This window comes from Flavobacteriales bacterium (assembly GCA_016124845.1).
GTDB lineage: Bacteria > Bacteroidota > Bacteroidia > UBA10329 > UBA10329 > UBA10329.
In genome coordinates, this window is the sequence record WGMW01000005.1 from 1 (window position 1) to 23663 (window position 23663).

Here is a 23663-nt window from a genome sequence, read left to right on the forward strand (position 1 = left end):
CCTGTCGCTCCGTCTACTCCGTTGGTTCCAGCTGCGCCCGTTGGGCCCGTTGGACCTGTCGCTCCGTCAACTCCATTGCTTCCTGCCGCACCTGCCGGTCCTGTCGGGCCTGTAGCTCCGTCTACTCCGTTCGTTCCCGCGGCTCCCGTTGGGCCTGTCGGGCCTGTCGCTCCGTCTACTCCGTTGGTTCCGGCTGCTCCAGTTGGGCCTGTCGGACCTGTCGCCCCGTCTACTCCGTTGGTTCCAGCTGCACCCGTTGGGCCTGTCGGGCCTGTCGCTCCGTCTACTCCGTTGGTTCCGGCTGCTCCAGTTGGGCCTGTTGGACCTGTCGCTCCGTCTACTCCGTTGGTTCCGGCTGCTCCAGTTGGGCCTGTCGCTCCGTCTACTCCGTTGGTTCCGGATGCACCCGTTGGGCCTGTTGGACCTGTGGCCCCTTGACTGCCACCACCTGCAGTTTCAGCATATAAGGCATAAGGCACACTAAGCATCTGAGAAACACCCATGGAAGTGTAAGATGTACCACCTGTTGGATCTAAGCTAACTTCAATGTAGTACGGACCAGCAGACCAATCAATAGCAGAAATGGTCCCCGTGACAATTGAACCAGCACCAATATGAATGTTGAACAATCCAAAGGTGTTGGTGGAAACAGCATGGGTTTCTTCGTAAACGATTATTCCTGAAGAAGTGGTCTGGCGAATATCGATCTTGAGACCGATCGGCTGATTCGCCAAAATATTGCCAGAATTATCTCGGGCCACGCCCTGATAATTGATCAGAGCAGGTGATTGTGCAAAGACGAATGTTGAAACAAAAAGAGCTACGGCAAGCAGTAAAGACCTCCTCATGATGTTGGATATGGTGGTTCGTGAAGTCCCCAAAAATAGCCCTTGAGTTTGAGACTATCTTTATAAAACCCAAACTAATTTTAACAAAATTTTAAGGCTTGAAGTTCGGACCATCGATATGGTAGATGTTGTTTCAAGTTCAAACACCACTAAAAATCGGTTTCCCAATTCAGCGCTAATTTCGCGGAGGATCCGATGAATGACCTCAACCTTTTCTTTCTGCTTGTTATGAGTTTTCCAATCCTGTTGCTCTTCGTCCTTATCGGGCTGAAGACGCAGGGCGCTTGGCTCCGATCATCGAAAACTGGCTTAGTGATCTGGAATGCTGTGTTCCTGCTGTTTCTGACCTCCACCATATTTCTTGCGGGGGAAACCTACTATCGGTTTTTCGTGGACACCACTGACAGTTTCGCCTTGAACAAGACAACCCGAAGGTGGGCAATGCGGCATTACGAGAAAAACAACATGGGCGTTCGTGACAACGTGGATTACAATTATCTAATTGGTTCAGGGAAGCGCAGACTGACCATTATTGGAGATTCGTTCACCGCTGGACATGGCGTGAAAGATGTGAATGACCGCTTTGGCAATCTGTTGAAGGTGCGGTTTCCAAACACAGAGGTTCATGTTTTGGGAACAAATGGCTTTGAGACCATTGATGAACTGGAAAGGTTCAGAAAAATCCTATCTGAGGGTTACGAACCTGATTTTGTTATGCTCACCTATTGTCTTAATGACATTTCCTATCTGATTCCTGAAGCTCAGGAAGTTTACAGGGAGATGGCTGAGTTCGATAGGAACCTGAATTACATCGAGCGCGAGAGTTATCTGGTTAACACCTTGGTTTTCAGGATCATGGCAAATCGGAATCCGAATGTCACCAACTACTACGCTTTTCTGAAAGACAGATATAGCGGAGAAACCTGGAAGCAACAGAAGTCTGTTCTAAAACAACTGAAAGCGCTGGTTGAGGAAAACGGAGGTCATTTGGTTGTGGCCACCATTCCGTTTTTGCATCAACTGGAAGATTATCAGTTCCAATCCGTTCACGATTCGTTGGTCTTGTTCTGGCACGACAGCGAGGTTCCCTATTTGAATCTGCTACCCGTATTCGAGAGTGAATCTTCAGAAAGTGTGGTCGTAAACCGATTTGATGCTCATCCGAACGAACACGCGCATCGAATAATTGCAGATGCGCTGGAGCCTTTCATCAGATCTCAGTTCAAGAGCACGCCAAAATGAGCTTCCGATTTCCATGCGATGATGGCTTTCTTACAAACGGTTATCCTGAAACCATGGTGCTCAATCTTGACCCGTGTGGACGAAAAACTGATAAATCTCTTCAGCAACCAGTTCGGTTCCTTTTTCATTCAGATGTCCGTCATAATTCCAGTAGAGGTGATTGCCACGGTTTTCTTCTGCTCGGATGACGTTTGAAAGGTTGACAAAAGGAAGATTGTAATCTGCGCAGACCTTTTCCAATTGAACCTGATTCTGATTGTAAATGGAGTCTGTCAAGCTCAGTCTGCTATCACAGGTCTTGCAAAGCTGAAACTCATATTGCAGGTAATGATCAGTTATCTGGTTGCGTGATGGAATGTAAACCACCAAGGGCTCGAATTGAAACTTGGCAGCGTAGAATCTAAAGTAATCCATCGGTAAGCGAAGATCGTGCTGTTTTTTCAGATACAGGGCTTCCCGTTTAATCTCATTGAGGCGATGGTGATTGAAAGTCCCCGCTTTCATCGCATCAGCCAGAAAGGGTTCAGCATGGACTTCCATTTTATCCAACGCCCCATTCCAAACAAAACCATTCTCGCCTGCCTTGGCAAACAAGGGTTTGGCTTCGACACCCCAACGGAAAGGTACAGGTGTTCCGCGTTTCCATTGCTCAAGTAATTCTACGACCCGAGGTTTCCACCATTCATAATAGATGGGTGTGGCATAATTCGTTGGAACGGTGATCTTATCATCCATGAAATCATTTGCATAAACGACCATCACCACAACATCAGGTCGGAAAATTGGAACCATATCCGTCAGTAACCTCAGGTAGCGAGTGAACCCAATCCCGAGCATTCCCGCATTCATCACTTCTACAGCATCGGAATTGGCCATATTATGGAAGTATTCCGTCATCGTGCTGTCGGACATGACGCTTTCCACGTAGCTGTCTCCAATGAATAGGACGCGGGGTTTGTCCGCGCCTTTTTCAACCTTCCATTCCTTATCCCGAAAGCCGTACCTATTATAATGATGTACAAACTTGTGACTGGTGTCAACAGAACTTTCCCAGTAATAGCTTCGGTTTCTCACATAACCTTTGGCGAGTTTCTCGTCCTTTTCGGTATAGAAGCCTCGGTCGAAGTTGCTCAGCTCAGGGATTGGGAAGCACACGCGGAACAATATCTCCTGCAAAATGAGCAGAACAATAAAGTACAAACTAAGTTTGAGCACCTTCCGCATCTTACAAACCTAAACCATTGTACCAGGTTGACAATCGAATCAGATGGTTCAACTACTTTTGAGCAAACTTTACAAGGTTTATGAGAGTCCCCCAACGTTTGTTGAGACCAACGTTCTCCAAACTTCTATTTCTGATGATGTTAGTTGCGAATTCGCTGCATTGTCAATCTGCTTTGGTACAACCCAAAAAGCACGAAAAGAGTGAACTGACCGTAGCCAGACAATGGATAGACGCTGCTTTGCACGCAGTGAAACAGGACGGCCAAGGGCCGACCGTTCATGCCAGAAACCTGTTCCACCTTACGGCAGCCATGTATGATGCTTGGGCGGTTTATGAACCAGATGCCAAACCGTATTTCCTGGGCAACACGGTCGGTGAGTTCCATGTCGATTTCGATGGATTTGAATATTCCGGTACAAACATTGACAGTGCGCAGAAGGTCACTATTTGCTACGCAGCGTACCGATTTCTGGAACTCCGGTTCGGATTGTATGGCTCAAAGAACAGAACCTTCGATCGCTTCCATGAGATTTGCGATGCCAATAATGTGAACTTGAGCGACCGTTCTACGGACTATTCCAATGGTTCACCATCAGCCTTGGGAAATTATATTGGAGCGATCATATTTGAGTTCGGACAGCAGGATGGATCTGGAGAGGGCAATGGATATGAGCCTCAACAGTATCAACCCGTCAACGGCACCATGGACCCCAGCAAACGCGGGGTCGGTTCATTGAGAAATCCCAACCGCTGGCAACCTCTTGATGTGAATGAATACGTAAAGGAAAAAGGGTCTGATAAGACACTTCCTTTCTGGAACTACCTTTTCGTTGCAGACCAAACTGTTTTCACAACCCCCGAATGGGGAAATGTAGTTCCATTTTCCTTGACCGAGGAAGATATGGTCATCAAGGAGCGGGACGGAGAATGGAAGGTCTATCTGGACCCTGGTTCTCCCCCTCTTATTACCGATGACCCAAATGCCTCATCTTCAAAAAATTATAAATGGGGATTTACACTCAATGCCATTTGGTCTGGTCTTCTTGACCCGGCAGATTCGGTGAGGATAGATATTTCACCAGGCTCCATTGGTTCCGTAACGGCACTTCCAAATTCGTTTGACGATTTTGACCAATTCTACAATGTGGAGCAAGGTGGTGTGCTGAAAACGAAACCCATTGAGAAAAACCCATTCACGGGTAAACCATACGAGGAGAATGTCGTTCTGCGGGCAGATTATCTACGGGTGATTGCTGAATACTGGGTAGATGCCATCAACACATACTCCCCGCCTGGCCATTGGATAGACCTGCTGAGCATGACCAGCTACGACCCGAATTTTGAACGAAAGTGGCAAGGAAAGGGAGAATCATTGTCTCAACTCGACTGGGATATAAAGGCCTACTTCACCATGGCGGGTGCCATGCACGATGCAGGAATTGCATGCTGGGGAATCAAAGGGTACTACGATTATGTCAGGCCATTCACGGCCATTCGTTACATGGCTGGTAAAGGCCAATCATCAGATTCACTTCTGCCGAACTACCACCCACACGGAATTCCGTTGGTAAAAGGACACATTGAACTTGTAAAAAACGATGACCCTTTGGTAGGAGAGAATTTAGAAAACCTGAATGCCATTAAAATCCTTGCTTGGCGTGGACCCGATGTGGTCAATGATCCATTTGAAGAATCGGCAGGAGTTGGTTGGATATTGGGAGAGAACTGGTGGCCGTATCAGCGCTATTCGTTTGCTACACCAACGTTTGCCGGCTATGTTTCGGGCCACTCAACCTTTTCTCCATGCGGTGCAGAAGTGCTGACCCAAATTACGGGAAGTCCGTTTTTCCCTGGAGGCTTGCACACATTCACGGCCAAGAAAAATGAGTTTTTGGAATTTGAAAACGGCCCGACCGAAGATGTGACGCTTCAATGGGCCAAGTACCATGACGCGGCAGCCGAGACATGCCTGTCTCGCATTCACGGTGGAATACATCCTCCTTGCGATGACATACCGGCTCGCAAAATCGGAATTGAAGTAGCTCACAAAGCCATAAAAAAGGCGGAATCTTATTTTGTGGAATGAATGGTGGCTCTTTCCGAATGCCTCTTCATTCCCAGAAGGGACATTTCAAAGAAGGGATCCGATCCACCTTATTCGGTCACTACCATTTCAACCTTCAGTTCCGGATCCAGCTCTGACATGGGAATGTCCAGTTTTGAACTGAGCGCTTGGAACATATTCTCGTACCGTTGCAGCATGGCCTGCTGGGTGTCGATGACCTTTTGTTGCGCCTGTACCTTCTCGTTCAGTTCTTGGGTGGCCTTGACCAATGGCACCACGAATTCTGCATAACGCAGACCGTACGGGTCGCACTCGTTCTGTGGCATGTCCACACCGCTGAAATCGAAGTTGACCGAACGGGCAGCCTCCAACACATCCTGCGCCAGAAAACCCGAATACCGGATCTGTTCCTTCGCATCGGCCGCTTCTCTAAGAGATTCGGAGACAGCCCTTCCACTAAACGCCTCAATGGCGTCTACATCGTAGTTGTAGGTTACAGGGCGCAGGCGGGTGATGAATTCCAGACCGATGACATCTTCCTGCACATTCTCCTTCAGACGCTTATCAGACAGTGCCGTCCAGTTTACATAGCCGCCAATCTTCTGAATGCTACTGTTTCCTAAAACGATCTGATTATTTGATGATGTAGTAGCATTATATCCTATGGCAACCGAATTGCTGTTGCTTACCGATGAACTTGGCCCGATGGCCACGCTCTGAGTTCCAGTTACCTGGACACTATCGCCAACACCCACCACCTGATCGGCCGAGATGTAGCTGGAGGCACCGATGATAACTGCATGGTTCTTGGTTGCTCCGATAGTTGCCTTGTAACCGATACCGATGTTGTAGTTGTTGGCCGTTTTTGCCTGTCCGGTGGAGCGACTGCCAGGGGATTGAAAATCGGCCTTGTAGCCCATTAATACGTTGTATTCTCCTACGCGGTTGGTAAAACCTGTTTCACATCCCACGTAGGTATTACCGTTCGAATCATCCGTATTGTTCAGCCGGTTGTTGTCCCAACCTGCGTAATCCCCAACAAATGTGTTATGATCGGCATACTCGGTAGCCGCACCAGTGGCATGGCCTAAAAATGTGTTCCGAATACCGATGCTGCAATCGATGCCTGCTGAATCTCCCAAAGCTGTATTCCAATATCCGGTGGTATTGTCATTTCCCGCGTATCTGCCGATAAATGTATTCTGGTAACCTGTTGTGTTGTTCCAACCCGCATAATATCCCATGAAGGAATTAGCATTCCCAGTAGTGTTTTGAGACCCCGATCTGGAACCTATGAACGTATTTGAACTCCCATAAGTATTCTTGTGTCCTGAGGAAAAACCGATACAAGTATTATTAGACGCTGTGGTGCTGCTTTCACCTGAATGCGTCCCAATGAATGTGTTGTTTGACCCATAGGTGTTGCTCCATCCGGAGAGTGTCCCAATAAAGACGTTGCTCAATCCTGAACTGGTCTTATATCCTGCGCCCTGTCCAATGAAAATATTCCCAGCAGCTGGAGGATATGTATAACCGGTAAGATCGGTGTAATGCCAAACGGTCGAATTTCCAGATGTTGTCAAGCTCATTCCTGCACCTGCACCAATAATGGTATGTCCAATACCGGAAGTTAACCTATACCCTGCCGAATCACCATAGATGGAGTTGAAATCACCCGTGGTGATGCTGGTACCTGCGGCAGTACCCTGAACCTCGTTCATGACCTGAGAACTTACCGAACCCGCCACCAGCAGGAACGATAAAAGGGTGAAGATCTTTTTCATAGGATTAGGAATCGTGTAGCAAAGGAAACCCAAATGTGGTGTATATGCAACCCACCCAAGACGTGTTGGTATAAGAACTTTGGGGAATGCTCAAGGTAGTTGGAACTGACCTGTCCAAGCCCAAAACACCAACTCCAATGCTACTGCATACCGATGGAATCTTACTTCAGCTTCCTCTGAAACAATTGAAATGTCGAACCGCTTGGATCAACTCGGCCCTCCTTCTGTGTCTGGCTATTGACGCGGGTTTCTGCCAAAAAAAACCGGACACTGCCTGATAAATTGGTAGTGTCCGGTCGGGTGGAGCCAACCGGAGAAATATCGAACCGTTTTTGGAAGGATGTGGAACATCTGAGTAGGACAGCCCAACAGGATCTGGTGTACAACAAATAGGTTGGAGTCGCATCACCAAGGAGAGAGGTTACGGAGGTATTTCCAGTACTTGCTTCACTTGAAAATCCCATTACAATAGGACAAGAAAGTCGGTTTTCGGGTTACAATGAGACTCTTATCAAAACGCAGAATTCATCTGGAAAAGAGGCAGATACATGGACACCAGAATGATTCCGACCAAGACACCAAGAAAGCCGATCATGATGGGTTCGATGAATGTGCTGAGAAGTTTGGTCTTACGCTGTACCTGTTCACTGTACTGACCGGACATGTGTTGAAACACCTCACCCAAGCGGTTCACTTCCTCTCCTACCTTAACCATGGCCACGAACCGTGGATCAAAGATCGGTGAGCTGCGCATCAGGTCGGTAATGGACTCCCCGCGGATGAGCCCCTTTTCAATCTGACCTACGGCCTTAATGATCGGACTGAACTCGGTAATGTCGGCAGCGAGGTTCATCGAACGGAGAAGGTTCACATTTGTTCCCAACATGAACGCCATCGACCCTGTGAACCGTGCCAGTTTGGAGGCTTTCAGGATGTCCCCAAGAATCGGAATACGCAACAGAAGACGGTCACGATAATCCTTGAACCAATCCTTTTCCCTCCAAATAACGATTGGAAGGACAGCTCCAACAATTGCGAGAAACACCAACCACCAGTTGGCAACAAGCGCATCCGAGAAGCCGATGACCTGCCGTGTCAACCACGGAAGTTCACGCCCCATGCGGCTGAAAAAATCCGTGAATATCGGCACAACGAAGACCAACATGAATGTTACCGCCCCAAAGGCGATAACGGTCACCATTACCGGATAGCTGAATGCGGAGATCAGTTCCCGTTTTAGTCGTATCCGATCCGAATAGTCCTTGGCAAGATCGGCCAGTACTACAGCTAAAGAACCTGTTTCCTCCCCGATCTTCAACGTATGGACCTCATACTCCGAAAACCCCTCGGAGTCCATCAGCACGCTGGAAAGCGGTCTTCCAGCAAAAACACCCTTTTTCACGGATGCCAGCACATTCCTGGTCTTTTCATTTCCCCCTTCCTCAACCATCAGTTCCAACGCGGAGCGAAGATCGAGTCCGGAGGACACCAGCACATGAAGATCGGAATAAAAGGTCTCTTTATCCGAATCTGAAAGGGTTTTGGAACCGAACAGTTGAAAGTCCCGATTAAGAAGTTCACTCAGTCTCTGTGACCAAGGAATCTCCGTGCTCTTTTCTATATGTCCTCCAAGGTCAATCTTGGCCATTGCGTGTCCGTTCATTCATCCAAAGTGCAAGGTCTCCGGAACCTTTTAGCACAAATACGGTCGAGTCTGCTTGAAATACCAGCTCACTGATCAGTCCTTCCGCTTCACTTTTCTCCTCGATCAATTTTGGTTCGGAGATGACCGAAGGAAACGTATCAATTCTACCTTCCTGTCTACGAAGGGTCGTTTCAACCCCAAATTCAAAAAGCACATCATCCAATTGAATATCATTGAAATGTTTGGTCAAAACCCGGTTCCGTTTAAACTGCTGTTCCACATTCGATAGTATCAAATAATTGGACTCTGAGCGTTCAAGCTCTGACCGGATTCTCCGGGACACTTCCGTTACGGTACGGAATCCGTATGCGGCCATCATAAGCACCACGGTGACGATCAGCATGGAGACCATCATTTCCACCAATGTGAATGCCCTTAGCTTACCGTTCGTCTTCATGTCTGATGAGTTTGCGGACCTTCAAAAGAACTCTTCCCCCTCGGTCTCGCGCTACAATCGTCAGTACATCCAGACCCTGTGAGTAAGATGTGACCTGGCGTTCAACCATGTAAGTTCCCTCAGCGATCTCCATTGGTTGTGACAGGCGTGTGTTCTCCACTTGATTGACTGCAAGATAGACCGCACCCATGTCTGTCCGTGACCAGGATGCCAACCGCCCTATCTGAAACAGGGATGCAGCTATCACAAAGGCGAGTATGCTCAGCGCAGCAGTTGTTTCCAATAGACCGGATGCCTTCAGTTTCATTGCAATCGGGTTATCTGTGACAGGTTACCATTAGCCCGAATATACGAGACGAAAGGTCGGGGAAGGTGTTCCATGCCAATGACCACATCCAACAGATGATTCTCATAGGTGGCGGAAGGTGTGCGAAGTACAAAACCGCCCGTTTGTAACTGCCCGTACACCTTTCCCTTCAATTCCGTGATACCGGGATTGACCACTTCACCATAAATCCCCGAATTCGACCCAATGCTTACAAGTGGAGCCTCCATGCTGGATACGAGAATCTGACCCAAAACCGTACAATCCTCGCCAATGCTTACCACCGCATTTTTTATCTCAGAGATGTAAATTCCGGAAGGATAGTCCAACCGGACATTCGGTTCCACGATGACCGAATCCCCGTACACTTGCAGGTCTCCCTCAAAACCGGATTCGATGGTGACCTTGGGAGCACTGACCATACAGCGGCTCAAATGACTGTTCCAACCGATAATGATCTCCGTATCCGATCGCACCAAGATGTTTCCGGACCAATTGACGCCATTCAGCAGCATCGGTTCAGAAGAACCGATCAACAAAGAAGGGGTTGAAAAAGACCGTTCAACGGTCAGGACATCCAGATCTTCGAAATCGATCGTTTCCAAATTTGAACTAATGTGGTCTGAAAAATCTGGGACCTGGACTTGACCAATGCTGGAGGGCGACTGAAGTTGACGGCCGTAGATCAATTCCCTTCCAACATAGTTCTTGCCTTCGATATAAGCCCGTTTCACCCCGGATTTCGGCAGCAAGCAATCTCCGGATATTCGGGTTTCCCCGCACAGCGACAATGGTTTCCCCTTGTCGGCAAGGATCAATGAGGGAACTGAATCATTCACCATACTTCCCGCAAGCACCATCAAATCAGCCGTTTGAATGCCACAGGTTGCAGTACTCCTTAAAACCTGAAAAGCACCCCATGTCCTACGTTCCAATCTGACAGAATCTGCCCGGTCCCCATAAAGGTCTTTGTGCAGAACGGACGTGGATGCTACCGTTGGGTCGGATAGCAATAACAACAGCCCTGACTCGGCATTCCTCACCGAACGATGCATGTCTGTAATGTCAGCTATACGGCTGCTGTGCAGTTGGAATGCCATCATCAGTGCCAATGTTATCAATGTGAGAACCAAGGAGATGAGAACAGCATAGGCCAACGCACTTGCCGACAACCGTCCCCGTGCATCAAAGCGCATCCTGTGGGTTTCTCATCTTTTTGAATGTGATGAAGTCCACAAACTGTTTCCAAGCCGATTTCTTGAGCCCGGCATAGGTCCCTCGTTTGAAAACCCCCTGTATCATCACATTCCCTTTCGGATCATAGGAAGTATAATCTCCGTGTTTCTCACCCTTTCGGAACTCGGCCACTTCTTTCAATTGCCCATTCTCATACCACATCATCCATTCCCCATGTTTGAGTCCCTTTTTGAACTCGCCCTTTTCCTTCAGGGATCCATCTGGGTAAAAAGAATCGTAGTCGCCATCCAACAAACGGCCAGAAAAATTACCGGCCGTCACATGCAGTTCATGCGGATGATACCAGTAATACCACCGGCTGACCTTCGGCCTGACGTTCGGAGTAAGGTCATTCGTGGTCCGGAACTGTTTTTTCCCTTCACTCGAATTGATGGTGATATTCTGGGTTTTGACCTTTGAAGGGTCTTTTTGGGCAAAGCCATTGAACACGAGAAATATCGGAAACAGCCAAACAATCGCACGAAGTATCTTAAAGTCATTCATCTTTTCACATATATGGTCTCCTTGTTCCAACGGAACTGAACGGAGTCGGTGAATACCTTTTGCAGCGTGACCTCATCCACCAGCTCATTCAGTGCCACGATATGCGGATTGCCGTTGATGGAGATGAGGTGCCTTTCCTCATTCGAGGTCCTGTTCTCAACACGACCATTGTATCGCAGTTTGGGAGCGGGAGTCTCCCTGACCTTCCGCTGCACAGGTTTTTTCTGAGGCTTTGTAGAGGATTTTTTCACATCCTTCACCACCGCCTTTCTGATCTCGGCCTTCAAAAATGGATCGGGATAGTCAAGCTGAAGTGCATAAGTGATGTGTTCCGACTCAACGGGGGCTTCGGTTCGGGCAAAAATTTCCACGGTAGGGTCATCTTCGCTGAAGGTCTCCACCAGCCGATAGATGATCATTCCCCAAACAATGATCAATGCCGGGATCAGTACCACCAATGTTTTCTTGTCCTTCATCAAAACACCAGAAATCTTCGAGCCTCTGAATAATCACCGACATTCCCCGCCTCATCCGATGTCCTGACCCTCCAATAATAGGTTCCAGCAGCCACCGAATCGGTCACGCTTCCTTGGACACCTTCATACGACCTGAAAAGCGTGACCAGCGAATCCGAATACACAAAAAGGGAATCTGTCAGAGGGGACCCCGCATCTGTAAGGGTCTGCCAGGCAAACTCGAACGTCTGCGACTGGAAGGTGGCATTATCTGCCGGCAACCACAGCGTTACCGTTCCCGGTGATGTGGTATCCACATCCACACTCCAAATGGAGGAATAGGTGGATACCGAGGATCCGGTTTCAGCCCTTACTCTCCAAGAATACTGGATATCCTGATTGAACGTTACACTTACGCTGTTGGTCAAAACGGTCGTGTCAAGCACATTTGCTCCAGAACTGAATCCATCATCACTTACCTGAAAACGGTAACTCTCGGCCACCGAAAGATCCTGCCATGAAAAATCCTGAGTGAGGCTGTTGCTATAACTTCCGTTGGCGGGAGACTCAAGGACAACGGTCTGACCGGTCAGACTGGACGATGTATCAACGGTCAGGGAATAGGTGGTATAGGCACTCTCACTTGACCCGTTCACCGCCCGTACCCTCCACTCGAACTGTCCGGCCCATAGCGTTTGCTGAAACTGGTTTCCGGTCACATTGGTGTCCACGACCAATTGCAGAATGGAATCGAAACGGCCTGACACGACCTGAAGCTCATATTTGAGCGCACCGTCCACTTCATTCCACCAGAATGTCTGGACACTTATCTCTGTGACAACGCCATCTGACGGGGCTACCAACGTGACCGAGCTACCCGAAAGATCCTTTTCTATGAGGTCATCACAACCGACCCCAATGATCAGGAGAAGTAAGAAGATCCAAATGATATGACTGCGTTTCATTGTCCTTTGCTTATGTTCTGTACATGAATGGTCGTTCTCAATGCTTCTTTCTTGGTTCTTCCCGCTTTCACCAATTTGAATTCGGTGGATATCAGCCGTCCAACTTTGGCCTCCGTTTCAAGGTAATGAATCAAACATATGGTTGCACCGAACCCCCCTTCAACAGTTACGGGAATCGTTTCCATGCGCATTCCGTCCTCGACAAATATCTCTGACCCCGAAAAATCCACCAATTCCAATCCGACCTCCTTAGCGTACCGACTGACCGCAGACAGGAGGCCTGATTGGAACGCGGATGCGTCTCCCTCCACCATTCCCAGCTCCAACACGGCCTTTTGGACCTGTGACCGCAGCGACATCAGCCGTTCATCCACCTGGTCGATCTGCTCATACTGCCCTCCGAGTTCAGAACAGGCCATGGCTGCTTCGACCGTATCTGAAATGGCGATGGAATAGATGATGAACGGAGAAAGCACCAACAGGCCGACAAGCAACTGAAACTTCCGTTTATGGCCTAAACTTGAAAACATCAATCGTCCAATTTGATTGCCAGTTCAAACTCGTTCCTATCGTTCCCTTCCTTTTTCTCAAACCCCTCGATCTGAAGTTCTTTCACAACATCAAGGGTATCAAGCGTTCGCATCCAACCATTAAGTTCCTCACTTTCCTTGCAGACACCTTCAATCTCAACCAGATTGCTCCTGACCTCCATCCGTTCCCCCAAGCGGTCACGCTTCATGATCGGGTTCAACGTCATGCGTGTCAATCGAATTGCAGAAGGAACCGTTGCCCCCAGCCTGTCAGCGTAATAGGCGAATTTTCCATTGGTTCCCGTGCCGGAAACAGATGCGACATGCTTCTTTCGTTCCAGTTCCTTTTTCAAGGATTCCACTTCATCCAGCTTCCCGCGATATTCCACCATGGCGGTTTCCAATTCAAGTTTGCGCTCATGGAAATGTGTGAACAGCAAGGTATTGGTGAGAAGAAGAACGAACAGAACACCGACCCCGGCCATACCGACCTTCTTGAAAGCACTTCCATAGTAGACCGCCTCCCACTGACCGGACGTTTCCTTGGGTGGTGGCACACCTTTCTCTGCGGCTGACAGCATGGAAAGGATCGCAGCATATGGTATCAGATACATCCCATCGACCGCATCTCCTACAACCGAGTACTTCTCCGATGGGTGGTCGTCCAATTCCATGGAGGCAACTCCCAACGCATCATAACCGACCCTGTAAATACCGGTATACACCTCAGCATCTGCACTTTCCGTAAATCGCAATACATCCCAAATGGCCGGAACTCCCACTTGAATTTGGACAGGATTTATGCTCTGCTCTTCCAACTCCTGCAACAAATCCTGTAAGACCTCTGAACGGAGAACGCTGATATGTATCCAGTTTTCCTGAATCGAAACAGCGTGAAAAACAGGTGTACTTCCATATTCGGCAAGCATCTGTTTTACTTGTTCCTGTTCTCCACCTTTTGTTCTTGGCAACCGCTTGGAAATGACCCCTTTCCCTGTGATGACCAATGCCGTAGGAACGTCTTTCTGAACGAATCTTTTCAGTTCCTCAAGTGAATTCCCGGTAGGAAAACTGTCCGAAATGATGATCTCATCCTTTTTCCGCTCAAGTACCAGTCCCGTCACGGAAACCTGTTCTCCCTCAAGCAAGTGCAGGTGAACCGCTTGAAAGCGTGTTCCCCAGACCCAGCGGTTCCATTTCGATCTGACCCTGTCCAACATGATCAGAATACAATGGTCGGTTTGATGAAGATGTTCAGTTGTGTTTTATCCTTCTTCCGTGACCGTGTACTGAACAGCCATTTCAGCACAGGAATGCGTGATAGCAATGGCCATCCCTTACCTGTGTCATTGATGCTCTTTTCCTCAAGCCCACCAAGCATGATCATTTCCTGGTCTTTCACTCGGATAAGAGAACGGAAATCACGGGTCACCTGTCCAGGAGGGGCAGAAGGGGAAATTCTTGAGGTGAAATCGGACTGCGTTACGCTGATGTCCATGGTCACCTGACCGTCTCCTGAAACAATAGGTACGATATTCAAGGTCAAAGCGGCATTCACCGATTTATAGTTCTGTGTAACGGCATTCTGAGGGTTCTGAGAACCGATGATGTTGTTCGTGGTTTCGAGGTAATATTCCTGATTTCCAATGGTCATGGTGGCCTTATTGCCGTTCAACGTTGAAAGCATTGGTTTGGAGCGCGAGCGGAGATAGCCCTGACTCTCCAAAGCCTTCAGACTGACATAAAAATTCGGGGTGACCTTACCGAGGTTGAAGGTGCCAAGCCCGCTAAGTGCTGCCAGAACGTTATTGACTGAACTTGAATTGAGGGTGAAGTCCAATCCCGACAGCAGCGTTCCTCCAGTTGTTGCCGGTGCCTGGCCCAGTCCCATATCAATACCAGCCTCATCTGTTCGTGTACGGTTGACATCGACAATGATGACCTCGATCATCACCATCGGTACCACCTGGTCCATATCCTTCAGAAATGCTTCGATTTCCCGTATCTGCGGCCGAGACCCACTAAGAATGATGCTGTTGGTCTCCAAATGGATCTTCAGCGTCACGCCCTGTTTCATGTCTGAAGGGATGTACTCATCGATCTTCTCGACTGTACGGTTCTGCAGCTTGACAATGCTTGTCTCTCTGAGCCCCTCCAAGTTTCGTTTACCGATCAGGTAAATGCTTCCCTCCTTCTTAAAGGTCATATCGGTGCCGTTGAGCAGGTAACTGAGAAACTGTTCATAGGTCACATTCTCTACTTGAAGTGTAGTGGCCTCCTGCATCTCGGAGAACAGATAGTAGTTCTTACCCAACTCATTCGAAACGGCTTTGATGATCTCTCCGCCTTTCACACCGACCCCGTCAACCGTCAGCAGCGAATCCGGAGAAAGTTCGATGTACATGCCCGCAGGCAGGTCCTTGGCCCCTTTTTTCGAACGGTTGTTTCTACGATTACTGTTCTTCTGACCAGCATCCGCATTGTCCTTTTCAGCTGCTACCAACATAAACGAACCATCCTCCCCTGATTCCACCGAAAGTCCGTTCGAAAAGGCCAACTTGTCCATCGCGTCCGCGAAGGCCAGCTTCTGCACGAATCCCGAGACCATTTTATCCGTCAGTTCTGGTGCCAGTACCACATTGCGGTCTGATATGCGGGTGATCTCCTTGGCCACAAGGAAAAGACTGTCGTTCTTGAGATTGTAGCTGAGTTCGCCCTTTTTTCCGTCATAGCTGATATCCAGCTTCTTCGGAACGTACTTTTTCGGTTCCGTGGGAGGTGGTTCAAATGCCGTGATCGACATGATGTTTCCCACGAACTCGATCTTCAGGTTGTATTCCTTGCACAGAAAGACCAGTACATCCACCACCGAGACATTCGTAAAAGTGTTGACCACCGTGATCTTCAGGTCTGGGGCCACGCTGATGTTCAACCCATTGGTCATGGCAATGGCCCTTACGAATTCCTGGATCGGCACTTCACTTACCGATACGTCCACGGTTGCTTCCAATCCTGGGTTGTCGGCCACCATGCTCTTGAGATGGTTCTCGATGGAACGGATGCGGTCCTGCCCGAATGAATTCAGCGTGAGGAAAACACAGATGATTATGATGATTCTTGTTCTGATCACGGTCAATTATTAAACGTTAAGTAAGAGTGAATAGACCTCATCCACGGAGGTCTCTCCCAATTGCAGCAGGCTCATCGCCTGATCGGGAATGGAACGTATTGCCCGCTGCTGAAGAAGGTCTCTCACCTCCATGTTACCGATACGCACCTCGGCAGCAAGGTCATGGTCCATGGGAATGACCTCATAAAGGGCTTTCCGGCCGCTGTAGCCTGTGTAAAAACAGCTTTCGCAACCGATCGGCTCGAAGTGATCCATTCCCACATACCGCTTGCCGAATTCTCCGGGCAGTTGGCCTTCTTCGATCTGTGCCGGTCCCTTGCACTTCGGACAGAGTTTCCGAACCAGTCGCTGCGCCACGGAAAGGTTCAAGGTTCCGGCAATGAGGTAGGAAGGAACACCCATGTCCACCAGACGGCTGACCGTTCCCCAAGCGGAATTCGTATGCACCGTGGATAGTACCAAGTGACCTGTGAGCGCAGCCCGGACCGCCATCTTTGCAGTTTCCGCGTCACGGATCTCCCCAAGCATGATCACATCCGGGTCCTGACGGAGGAATGTCCGCAGTGCTTTAGAGAAATCCAAGCCGATGCGTTCGTTCAACTGAACCTGATTGATGCCTTCAAGCGTGTATTCGATCGGATCCTCAATGGTCAGCACGTTGCGACTCTCCTCATTCAGGATTTTGAGCGTGGCGTAAAGTGTGGTGGTCTTTCCCGAACCTGTTGGTCCGCTGATGAGAATGATACCGTGCGGCTTCCGGGCGCTCTCTAAATAAGTTTTGAGCTGACTTTGTTCAAAACCGAGACGGTCTATCTGAATGTCCGTAGCATCCTTGCTCAACAGACGAAGTACCGCCTTTTCCCCATGCAGAGTGGGAACAATGGAAACACGGATGTCGAAACTGTACTGATCTGTGTTCACCATGATACGGCCGTCCTGCGGCAGTCGCTTCTCTGCAATATCCAGATTGGCTTTGATCTTAATTCGGTTGATTAACGAAGGGTATTCGGTAACAGGTACCGCATAGCGCTCCATCAAGTGTCCATCTATGCGAAACCGGATGCGCGCCCTTTCCTCATACACCTCGAAATGAATATCAGAGGCATTCATATCCTTGGCCTCCTTCAACATGTCCTGAAGCACATCCCGGTCTTCCGAAAAGTGGTAGGTCTTCTCCTTCGGGCCAGACTGTCTGTAAAACCGCGTCAGTACCCGCTCTACCTGCACATGCGCTATCGGAACCAACGTCACTCGTTTACCTGTGATGAGTTCCAGTTCATCTGCATGTGACGGTTGCAGCTTCTCGGTGGAAACGTATGTGCTTAAAACACCATCTTCTTCTCGGAACGGAACCGCTCCCAACCGCATGGCCTGATCAGCTGTAAGTAGTTGTTGCAGCTTCGGATTGATCTGAATGTCTTTCACTTCCACACTCATGGTAGCCATTGGTAAAGGGGAAGTTCATCCCAGGGTTCATAGCCCAAATAATACAAGGCTGGCACAAACGCCATCAGACAAATGGAAATGGCACCTGCCAATGGAATGGTCACGCCTTCTTTCCGTGAAAAAAGGCGGTACGTGCCAAAACCAATAAGCGTCAACACCAACGAAGTGCAGTAAAACACCAGAAAAGCAGATGTGGAAAACAATGCCGAAAGTGCCAGTAGGAACAGAATATCTCCCCAACCGATCAGATGGTCAAAGAAATTCCATTTTCGCCTACCAAGTGCGAACATGACGGCAACAAGCCCAAACTGAAACACCAGAATGAGTACATTGATACTCCATGTTGTAAACGCAGGCTTGAATCCAACAGAGAGTGTTGGAAGCATTACGGCTGCCACCACCAGCAGAAGTACCGTCCACCAGCTGATGGCGCGTTCGCGAAGATCCTGATATGCAATGGTAATGGATGCTGCCGCCATGAGTAGCCACATGATGCCTTGAACGACTGACATTGCGCGGTCAGTCCTTTACGGTCTCTTTGAGTTTCTTGTCCTGGTCGATCTGCCACACATTGAAGGTGCCATCCTGATCGAAATCGGTGATGGAGGTGGCCGTTGCCACATAGCCCGCATCACCCGCCTCGGTCACTTCAATAATGTAGTTGGCCGCACCATCTTCGGTAACCAGCTTCTGCTGTTCGAAACCGATCTCACCGAGGTCGCTTGTGTATTTGGAATGCGCATAGAAATAGTTCTTTTCCAGCATGTGCAAGTGATTCAACTGCAGCTGGGCCTCGGTGCTTTTGGCCTTGGTGACCAATGACATCAGGTCCGGGTAGGCCAATAGGATAAGAATACCCAGAATAAGGAAGGCAACGACCAGTTCGGTGAGAGTGAAGGCTTTGAGTTTTCTGTCCATTTGCACAATGAGTTTGGACAGACCAATGTAGGGATTGCCTTCTCTACAAGCAATGTGCAGTTATCAACAATTTGACACGAGTTGTTAATTCTGTTGAAAAAAGTACTCGGCAAATACTTCATAACCGATTTTCAAACTGCCACATTGCAAATGTGAGTCATGAAAATCAGCTTGTTACCGATGAAGAACCGTAGATCCTATGACACCGCCCTGAAACACCTTATCAGGCTTGAGCTTGAGAACAGCATTCCCCAAGAGCTTCTGGCCTCCGTTCCAAGAACCAACATCCATCGATGGAAAAATGAATGCGCTTCGAAATATGAAGGTCATGTCCTGAATGATATTGCCAAGGAACAGTTGGAACTCCTAAAGCAGTTCAATGAACACCGAGTGGCAAAACGAACATTCTCCGCCTATCTCAGAATCCTATGCACTTGCAGATCAATTGTTCGGAAAGGAAAAGAACTGAAAATGCTGTTTTCCATGCTCGCGAGGAACTGGTAGATGTTGTTCAGCGAGTTCGGTCTTCGATCGGTATCGCCAAGGCGGTCAGAGCGCTCGGAATATCCAGAACCACCTTTCAGAATTGGCTACTGGAAACCAAAGTGAAATGCAACCACAGTTATTTCGGGTGGTGCAACCGTATCAGACCATATCAGTTATCCCACCCAGAGGTGGCGGCTATTAGAAAACTGGTAACCGATGAGCGGTTTCAGTATTGGCCACTTTCGTCCATCTTCCATCATGGCTTGCGGGAAAAAACCGTGAGCATGTGTCTTTCCACATTCTACAGATATGTCAGGCTTTTAGGCATCAAACGTGTCAAATACAAAAAGCCTCCTCCCAAGAAAGGGCTGAGGGCAGAAAGACCACACGACCTGTGGCACACGGATGTGACCATTCTAAAAATGAACGGGCAAAAGCGCTACCTCCATCTTTTGATGGACAATTATTCAAGATACATTCTCAACTGGAAATTGCAGGAAAGGCTGTTTGGAACAACGGTCAGAACCATGCTTGTTGAAGCATTGGAAAATTACAGACCGAATGATGTCCGACTGATGGTTGACGGTGGTTCTGAGAACAATAACCTTGAAGTGGATGACCTGATAAAACACTCGGGAGGAACTATCAGAAAGCTCATTGCTCAAAAGGAGATCGACTTCTCCAACTCCATGGTGGAATCGGTAAACAACCTGATCAAGAACGGCTACCTGAGACCGATGGGAACCGATGACCCGAAACAACTACCAGATAGCCTTGAAGGCATCATAAATGACATCAACAATATCAGACCTCACAACGCCATTGGTGGACTCATTCCCTTTGAGGCTTTGAACGGAATTACCATCAATACGGCAGAAACAAAGCGGCAATTGCAGAAGGCCAGGGCCAAAAGGCTGGAATACAACAGGAAAAATACCTGCAACAAGTGCATCTGATACGGAAAACGGATGACCAAGGAAACCGTTAAACCTTAGAGACCAACAGTTCTTTGGAAATACTGGAACCTGAACCCGATGTTCCTTATATGGAACACTTTTTTCAAATACCTTCTTGCTATGTGCAGTGGTCAAAAAAGATCATCTTTCAGAATCTATAGGCTTCCTTGATTGCACGCCAACAATAATGGGGAATCCAAATAGTCCGTCATAAACGCTCACTTCTACAACATCGTTAACCTTCAGGTTTTCATACTCTTCTTTGCTGACGATATACGATTCGCACCTATCTGAGTCGAGTTTCAAAATGTATGTTCTAATGCTTTTATCCTTAGGGAAAACAGAAATTGTTTTCCCTATGACTTTCGCTTGACTAATGTCCAAATCACCGAACTTATAATTCAGAAAGTAAGTGAATGCAACGAGAGAGCTTAAAAAAAGAGTAAAAAAAGAAAGTACAACCAACTTATTATCCCTGAATCCCCGCCACTTTATAACAACAAGAATTCCAATTATCAATGCAATCATGAAATCCGCAAGCAACAACAGGTTTTCATCATCAGTATCAGATATAAGAGTTGATGATTGTTGAAGGACCATAAACGCAATGGAAATGCAAATTAATACTGCAATGTGCTTCATTTTTCACTATATTATAAAACGAGACTCAATTCTTTTTGGTGTCTGTTTCCGTTTCCTTAAGAGTCTCCATCATTTTTCCAAACGCGTCATCCATAACCTTGTCGAATTCCTTGCTTTCACCGTGCCACACCTTTTTTGCTAACTCCTTGAATTCATTAAACTGCTGCTTAAATGACGGATCCCCTTCTTCTTGCGGAATGATAAAATAATAATCTAACCTTCCGGCAAAACTTGCATTTGGAACTCCTTCACTTGCAATCATTGCTGCCAAATCACCAGCATTAAATGTAATAGACTTTGCATCTGCACCACCTGGCCAGTAGCAGTAGGCCCCACCAAATCCAGAAATATCGGCACTATAATCTGCAAATGCCCCTCTGTAATCGCCAGCTTCATTAAAATTACCCCCTACCAGACCCAAAGAAACTGTCGGAACAGCATCTGAACCTGAAGACCCAACATTCAACCCTACTCCCAGACCTATATGGGGCAATACTCCGCCTTTTTTCTTATCTCCACCAATGTTTCGAAGAAACGAAACCCCCGCAGTCACTTGAACTTCCGGAGAAATACTTTTGGAAAGTTTAGGGTGTATTGGTTTTGACCATGAAACATCCACCACGATTGTTTGCTCTTTAACTTTTTTCTCAGTATAATCCTTGGCATCTTTTGCAAGTGATATAGTTGCATTATAAGCCACATCTGTGCCAACATCCCATGCTTTTTGAAGAAGTATTTGAGTTCCTTCCTTTATTAGGTCGTTCAAATAATTGCGATCCTCCAATCCATCCATATCAATACATGCAATCGGTCTATTAGCCGCGTATTGATACGGTGTATACCATGGGTAAGAGTTGGTCAGGGGATCTACGCTCAAAAACCTCCCTAACCGCGGATTATATATCCTGAACCCGTAGTCATAGCTGTTCCCGGATGAGGCGTACATCTCATTATCCATTTCCTTACCGTTGAAGCCGAATCTGTAGCCCTCATTGTAATGAATAAGAAGGCCAGGGGCTATGGTTGAGGTCGTCATGCCCTAAAATTACTCCACCCTGTCTATAAACCAGCCGCTGCCATCGGCCGCCTCGGTCAAAACGAATTTCTTCTCGCCCTTCTTGTTCTCTTTGATGACGTAGATGTTGGGCGTTTTACCAAGGCGGTTCCATTCTGCACGGTAAATCCGTATGGTGTCTCCCACCTTCATGTTGTCCATGAGCTTTACCACCCAGTGTTTTCTGCCGGGTGGTAGTTTGCCAATGCGGTCGGCATCCTTCGGGTCTATCGGTCCTAATCTCATTTGTTGGTATTGTAGGTTGAACGTGTTACGGTATTTCTGTTCCTGTTTATTTACACAATGTATTCACATATTTTCAATTACACAACGGTTATATGCTATAATAGTGCGGAACGAGGCGTAATAGACCGTTCTATTGCTTTGCATTGCCAACAGCTTGCTTTGCAATGCTTTTCGGTTGCTTTGCATTGCCATCAGGTCGCCTGGTAATTCCGTTTCATTGCTTTTTCATTCCGCTATATTCCGTAGTAATGCCGTAATGTTCCGTTGCAGACCGCTTTGTTTCCATGGCATTCCGCTTTGTTTCCATGGCAGGTCGTTCTGTTGCCATGGCAGACCGCTTCGGGGAGCCGAAAGGAGCTGCTAAGGCGCCACCTGCCGCAGCAAGGCCCACATTGTCCGTTGCTTGCCGCCCGTGGCCCACTATGCCGTTGCGGGCACCTGTTGCCAGCAATAGTTTTGACCTCCACAGAAACTCTAAACCCTTTACACAATGGCAAAAGCAATTAAACGGGCGTATGGCATGGCAGACGATGACATGCTGGAACGCTCTGAGCTGTTCTATGACGCCTTGAATGCGGAACAGGCCGATTTCGTGGCCCGTTTCCCTTGGATGGATGCGGTGTGGCTCACGGCATTTCAGAACGACATTAACGATGCGGACGCATTCCCGACCGATGACAGCGTGGTGCTGGACATCAAGGTGCTGACGGCCGATGTGGGCTCGGCCATGCGGCAGGGCTACGCGGCCCTGCAGACCCTTGGCCTCTACGCCAAACTGGCCTGGCCCAAGGATGTGGCACGCCAGCGGGTGTTTGGGCAGGATGGTTGGGAAGAGGCCTACAACAACACCCTTAAACTACAGGAGGCATTGGAACTGGCCCATGCCAAGGCCGATGGGGCCAGCTACAAGCCCGACCTGCTTGCCAAGGGCTACACGCAGGCGGAAATTGACATGCTTGAAACGCTCTCTGATGAGATAAAACTGAAGAACCGCCTACAGGAGGCCGCCAAATCGGGGCGGTCGGTCAGCTCGCACGACCGCATTGCCCTGCTCAACGTGGTGTGGGGGCACATGCAGACCATCAACACCTGCGCTGCGGTGGTATGGGCCAATGATGCGGAAAGGTTGAAGCAGTACCAACTGTACCCATCGCAAGGCGGTGGTGCCACCGTTACCACGGTGAACATTCGGGTGCAGAGAACGGACGGCACTCCGATAGAGAATGTAACGATAACGCTTACCAACACGGCCTTGGACCTGAAAGTGACGGATGTGGCCGGGGAGGTGTCGTGGACGGACAGCTCCCTTCCGGAAACGTTGGATGTGCATTTGGAGAACCCGGACGGTGCTGCGGATTTTCCCGATCAGCCCATCCTGTTGGGCGAGGTGAACGACCTGTTGTTCTCGTTCGGTGATGCACCGCCCGCGCCTTGATGGTCATCGGATTGCGCGAGGGGGGAGGCGCTTCCCGCAATCCTTTGATACGTCCGCTTGAGGCGGACA

General features: G+C 48.5%; 24 protein-coding genes. 4 read left to right on the forward strand and 20 right to left on the reverse strand.

Features of this window, described 5'->3' with window-relative positions; genetic code table 11:
• On the reverse strand, positions 1-488 hold a 488-nt coding region (locus GC178_01740), incomplete at its 3' end, for a spore surface glycoprotein BclB (protein MBI1286275.1).
• A gap of 555 nt (positions 489-1043) precedes the next feature.
• Here GC178_01740 and GC178_01745 point away from each other — a divergent pair.
• The gene (locus GC178_01745) at positions 1044-2090 is read left to right on the forward strand and encodes a hypothetical protein (GenBank protein MBI1286276.1); all 1047 of its coding nucleotides are present in this window, start codon (positions 1044-1046) and stop codon (positions 2088-2090) included.
• A 60-nt stretch (positions 2091-2150) separates the two neighbouring features.
• Here GC178_01745 and GC178_01750 read toward each other — a convergent pair whose 3' ends face one another.
• Positions 2151-3305 (reverse strand): hypothetical protein, encoded by a 1155-nt coding sequence (locus GC178_01750; GenBank protein MBI1286277.1) that lies wholly within the window; start codon positions 3303-3305, stop codon positions 2151-2153.
• Between the two features lie 143 nt (positions 3306-3448).
• Between GC178_01750 and GC178_01755 the strand changes: the two genes are divergently transcribed.
• On the forward strand, positions 3449-5401 hold the full coding sequence (locus GC178_01755; GenBank protein MBI1286278.1) for a hypothetical protein: 1953 nt from the start codon (positions 3449-3451) through the stop codon (positions 5399-5401).
• 68 nt (positions 5402-5469) lie between these two features.
• Here GC178_01755 and GC178_01760 read toward each other — a convergent pair whose 3' ends face one another.
• The 14 genes from GC178_01760 to GC178_01825 all read right to left on the reverse strand — a co-directional run bounded on the left by GC178_01760 (position 5470) and on the right by GC178_01825 (position 18775).
• Positions 5470-7164: a hypothetical protein gene (locus tag GC178_01760; GenBank protein MBI1286279.1), complete on the reverse strand. Its 1695-nt coding sequence runs from the start codon at positions 7162-7164 to the stop codon at positions 5470-5472.
• A gap of 511 nt (positions 7165-7675) precedes the next feature.
• On the reverse strand, positions 7676-8827 hold the full coding sequence (locus GC178_01765) for a hypothetical protein (protein MBI1286280.1): 1152 nt from the start codon (positions 8825-8827) through the stop codon (positions 7676-7678).
• Positions 8799-9266, reverse strand: coding sequence for a prepilin-type N-terminal cleavage/methylation domain-containing protein (locus tag GC178_01770; protein ID MBI1286281.1), 468 nt, complete (start codon positions 9264-9266; stop codon positions 8799-8801). Before GC178_01770 ends, GC178_01765 begins: the two co-directional genes overlap by 29 nt.
• A complete protein-coding gene (locus tag GC178_01775; GenBank protein MBI1286282.1) occupies positions 9250-9573 on the reverse strand; it encodes a hypothetical protein in 324 nt (107 codons plus the stop codon). The genes GC178_01770 and GC178_01775 overlap by 17 nt, the downstream gene beginning before the upstream one ends.
• The gene (locus GC178_01780; protein ID MBI1286283.1) at positions 9570-10787 is read right to left on the reverse strand and encodes a hypothetical protein; all 1218 of its coding nucleotides are present in this window, start codon (positions 10785-10787) and stop codon (positions 9570-9572) included. The genes GC178_01775 and GC178_01780 overlap by 4 nt, the downstream gene beginning before the upstream one ends.
• Complete coding sequence (locus GC178_01785; GenBank protein MBI1286284.1) at positions 10777-11331, reverse strand: hypothetical protein; 555 nt, start codon at positions 11329-11331, stop codon at positions 10777-10779. Before GC178_01785 ends, GC178_01780 begins: the two co-directional genes overlap by 11 nt.
• Positions 11328-11807, reverse strand: a complete 480-nt coding sequence (locus tag GC178_01790; GenBank protein ID MBI1286285.1) for a hypothetical protein — start codon at positions 11805-11807, stop codon at positions 11328-11330. The genes GC178_01785 and GC178_01790 overlap by 4 nt, the downstream gene beginning before the upstream one ends.
• The gene (locus tag GC178_01795) at positions 11807-12751 is read right to left on the reverse strand and encodes a hypothetical protein (GenBank protein MBI1286286.1); all 945 of its coding nucleotides are present in this window, start codon (positions 12749-12751) and stop codon (positions 11807-11809) included. Before GC178_01795 ends, GC178_01790 begins: the two co-directional genes overlap by 1 nt.
• A complete protein-coding gene (locus tag GC178_01800; protein ID MBI1286287.1) occupies positions 12748-13281 on the reverse strand; it encodes a hypothetical protein in 534 nt (177 codons plus the stop codon). Before GC178_01800 ends, GC178_01795 begins: the two co-directional genes overlap by 4 nt.
• The gene (locus tag GC178_01805) at positions 13281-14501 is read right to left on the reverse strand and encodes a hypothetical protein (GenBank protein MBI1286288.1); all 1221 of its coding nucleotides are present in this window, start codon (positions 14499-14501) and stop codon (positions 13281-13283) included. Before GC178_01805 ends, GC178_01800 begins: the two co-directional genes overlap by 1 nt.
• A gap of 2 nt (positions 14502-14503) precedes the next feature.
• Positions 14504-16411, reverse strand: a complete 1908-nt coding sequence (locus tag GC178_01810) for a general secretion pathway protein GspD (protein MBI1286289.1) — start codon at positions 16409-16411, stop codon at positions 14504-14506.
• A 9-nt stretch (positions 16412-16420) separates the two neighbouring features.
• Entirely contained in the window at positions 16421-17848 is a 1428-nt protein-coding gene (locus GC178_01815) for a type II/IV secretion system protein (GenBank protein MBI1286290.1), read from the reverse strand.
• Positions 17845-18369: a hypothetical protein gene (locus GC178_01820; GenBank protein ID MBI1286291.1), complete on the reverse strand. Its 525-nt coding sequence runs from the start codon at positions 18367-18369 to the stop codon at positions 17845-17847. Before GC178_01820 ends, GC178_01815 begins: the two co-directional genes overlap by 4 nt.
• A gap of 7 nt (positions 18370-18376) precedes the next feature.
• A complete protein-coding gene (locus tag GC178_01825) occupies positions 18377-18775 on the reverse strand; it encodes a prepilin-type N-terminal cleavage/methylation domain-containing protein (protein ID MBI1286292.1) in 399 nt (132 codons plus the stop codon).
• Between the two features lie 428 nt (positions 18776-19203).
• Here GC178_01825 and GC178_01830 point away from each other — a divergent pair, with 428 nt between their 5' ends.
• Entirely contained in the window at positions 19204-20217 is a 1014-nt protein-coding gene (locus tag GC178_01830) for a DDE-type integrase/transposase/recombinase (protein MBI1286293.1), read from the forward strand.
• A gap of 141 nt (positions 20218-20358) precedes the next feature.
• Here the strand turns inward: GC178_01830 and GC178_01835 are convergent, their stop codons facing one another.
• From GC178_01835 to GC178_01850, 4 genes are all read right to left on the reverse strand, one after another.
• Positions 20359-20859 carry a hypothetical protein gene (locus GC178_01835; GenBank protein ID MBI1286294.1) on the reverse strand — a complete coding sequence of 167 codons (501 nt, stop codon included), beginning with the start codon at positions 20857-20859 and terminating at the stop codon, positions 20359-20361.
• A 25-nt stretch (positions 20860-20884) separates the two neighbouring features.
• A complete protein-coding gene (locus GC178_01840; GenBank protein MBI1286295.1) occupies positions 20885-21895 on the reverse strand; it encodes a hypothetical protein in 1011 nt (336 codons plus the stop codon).
• Between the two features lie 9 nt (positions 21896-21904).
• Positions 21905-22159: a hypothetical protein gene (locus tag GC178_01845; GenBank protein ID MBI1286296.1), complete on the reverse strand. Its 255-nt coding sequence runs from the start codon at positions 22157-22159 to the stop codon at positions 21905-21907.
• A gap of 214 nt (positions 22160-22373) precedes the next feature.
• Positions 22374-22610, reverse strand: a complete 237-nt coding sequence (locus GC178_01850) for a hypothetical protein (GenBank protein MBI1286297.1) — start codon at positions 22608-22610, stop codon at positions 22374-22376.
• A gap of 39 nt (positions 22611-22649) precedes the next feature.
• On the opposite strand from GC178_01850, the gene GC178_01855 reads away from it, so the two are divergent.
• Positions 22650-23594 carry a hypothetical protein gene (locus GC178_01855; GenBank protein MBI1286298.1) on the forward strand — a complete coding sequence of 315 codons (945 nt, stop codon included), beginning with the start codon at positions 22650-22652 and terminating at the stop codon, positions 23592-23594.
• Positions 23595-23663: the final 69 nt, after the last annotated feature.

Excerpts from the sequence above, each read along its gene's own strand:
- GC178_01745 (MBI1286276.1), top strand. The coding sequence starts at position 1,044 with ATGAATGACCTCAACCTTTTCTTTCTGCTTGTTATGAGTTTTCCAATC.
- GC178_01755 (MBI1286278.1), top strand. The coding sequence starts at position 3,449 with ATGATGTTAGTTGCGAATTCGCTGCATTGTCAATCTGCTTTGGTACAA.
- GC178_01760 (MBI1286279.1), bottom strand. The coding sequence starts at position 7,164 with ATGAAAAAGATCTTCACCCTTTTATCGTTCCTGCTGGTGGCGGGTTCG.
- GC178_01765 (MBI1286280.1), bottom strand. The coding sequence starts at position 8,827 with ATGAACGGACACGCAATGGCCAAGATTGACCTTGGAGGACATATAGAA.
- GC178_01770 (MBI1286281.1), bottom strand. The coding sequence starts at position 9,266 with ATGAAGACGAACGGTAAGCTAAGGGCATTCACATTGGTGGAAATGATG.
- GC178_01775 (MBI1286282.1), bottom strand. The coding sequence starts at position 9,573 with ATGAAACTGAAGGCATCCGGTCTATTGGAAACAACTGCTGCGCTGAGC.
- GC178_01780 (MBI1286283.1), bottom strand. The coding sequence starts at position 10,787 with ATGCGCTTTGATGCACGGGGACGGTTGTCGGCAAGTGCGTTGGCCTAT.
- GC178_01785 (MBI1286284.1), bottom strand. The coding sequence starts at position 11,331 with ATGAATGACTTTAAGATACTTCGTGCGATTGTTTGGCTGTTTCCGATA.
- GC178_01790 (MBI1286285.1), bottom strand. The coding sequence starts at position 11,807 with ATGAAGGACAAGAAAACATTGGTGGTACTGATCCCGGCATTGATCATT.
- GC178_01795 (MBI1286286.1), bottom strand. The coding sequence starts at position 12,751 with ATGAAACGCAGTCATATCATTTGGATCTTCTTACTTCTCCTGATCATT.
- GC178_01800 (MBI1286287.1), bottom strand. The coding sequence starts at position 13,281 with ATGTTTTCAAGTTTAGGCCATAAACGGAAGTTTCAGTTGCTTGTCGGC.
- GC178_01805 (MBI1286288.1), bottom strand. The coding sequence starts at position 14,501 with ATGTTGGACAGGGTCAGATCGAAATGGAACCGCTGGGTCTGGGGAACA.
- GC178_01815 (MBI1286290.1), bottom strand. The coding sequence starts at position 17,848 with ATGAGTGTGGAAGTGAAAGACATTCAGATCAATCCGAAGCTGCAACAA.
- GC178_01820 (MBI1286291.1), bottom strand. The coding sequence starts at position 18,369 with ATGTCAGTCGTTCAAGGCATCATGTGGCTACTCATGGCGGCAGCATCC.
- GC178_01825 (MBI1286292.1), bottom strand. The coding sequence starts at position 18,775 with ATGGACAGAAAACTCAAAGCCTTCACTCTCACCGAACTGGTCGTTGCC.
- GC178_01830 (MBI1286293.1), top strand. The coding sequence starts at position 19,204 with ATGCACTTGCAGATCAATTGTTCGGAAAGGAAAAGAACTGAAAATGCT.
- GC178_01835 (MBI1286294.1), bottom strand. The coding sequence starts at position 20,859 with ATGAAGCACATTGCAGTATTAATTTGCATTTCCATTGCGTTTATGGTC.
- GC178_01840 (MBI1286295.1), bottom strand. The coding sequence starts at position 21,895 with ATGACGACCTCAACCATAGCCCCTGGCCTTCTTATTCATTACAATGAG.
- GC178_01845 (MBI1286296.1), bottom strand. The coding sequence starts at position 22,159 with ATGAGATTAGGACCGATAGACCCGAAGGATGCCGACCGCATTGGCAAA.
- GC178_01855 (MBI1286298.1), top strand. The coding sequence starts at position 22,650 with ATGGCAAAAGCAATTAAACGGGCGTATGGCATGGCAGACGATGACATG.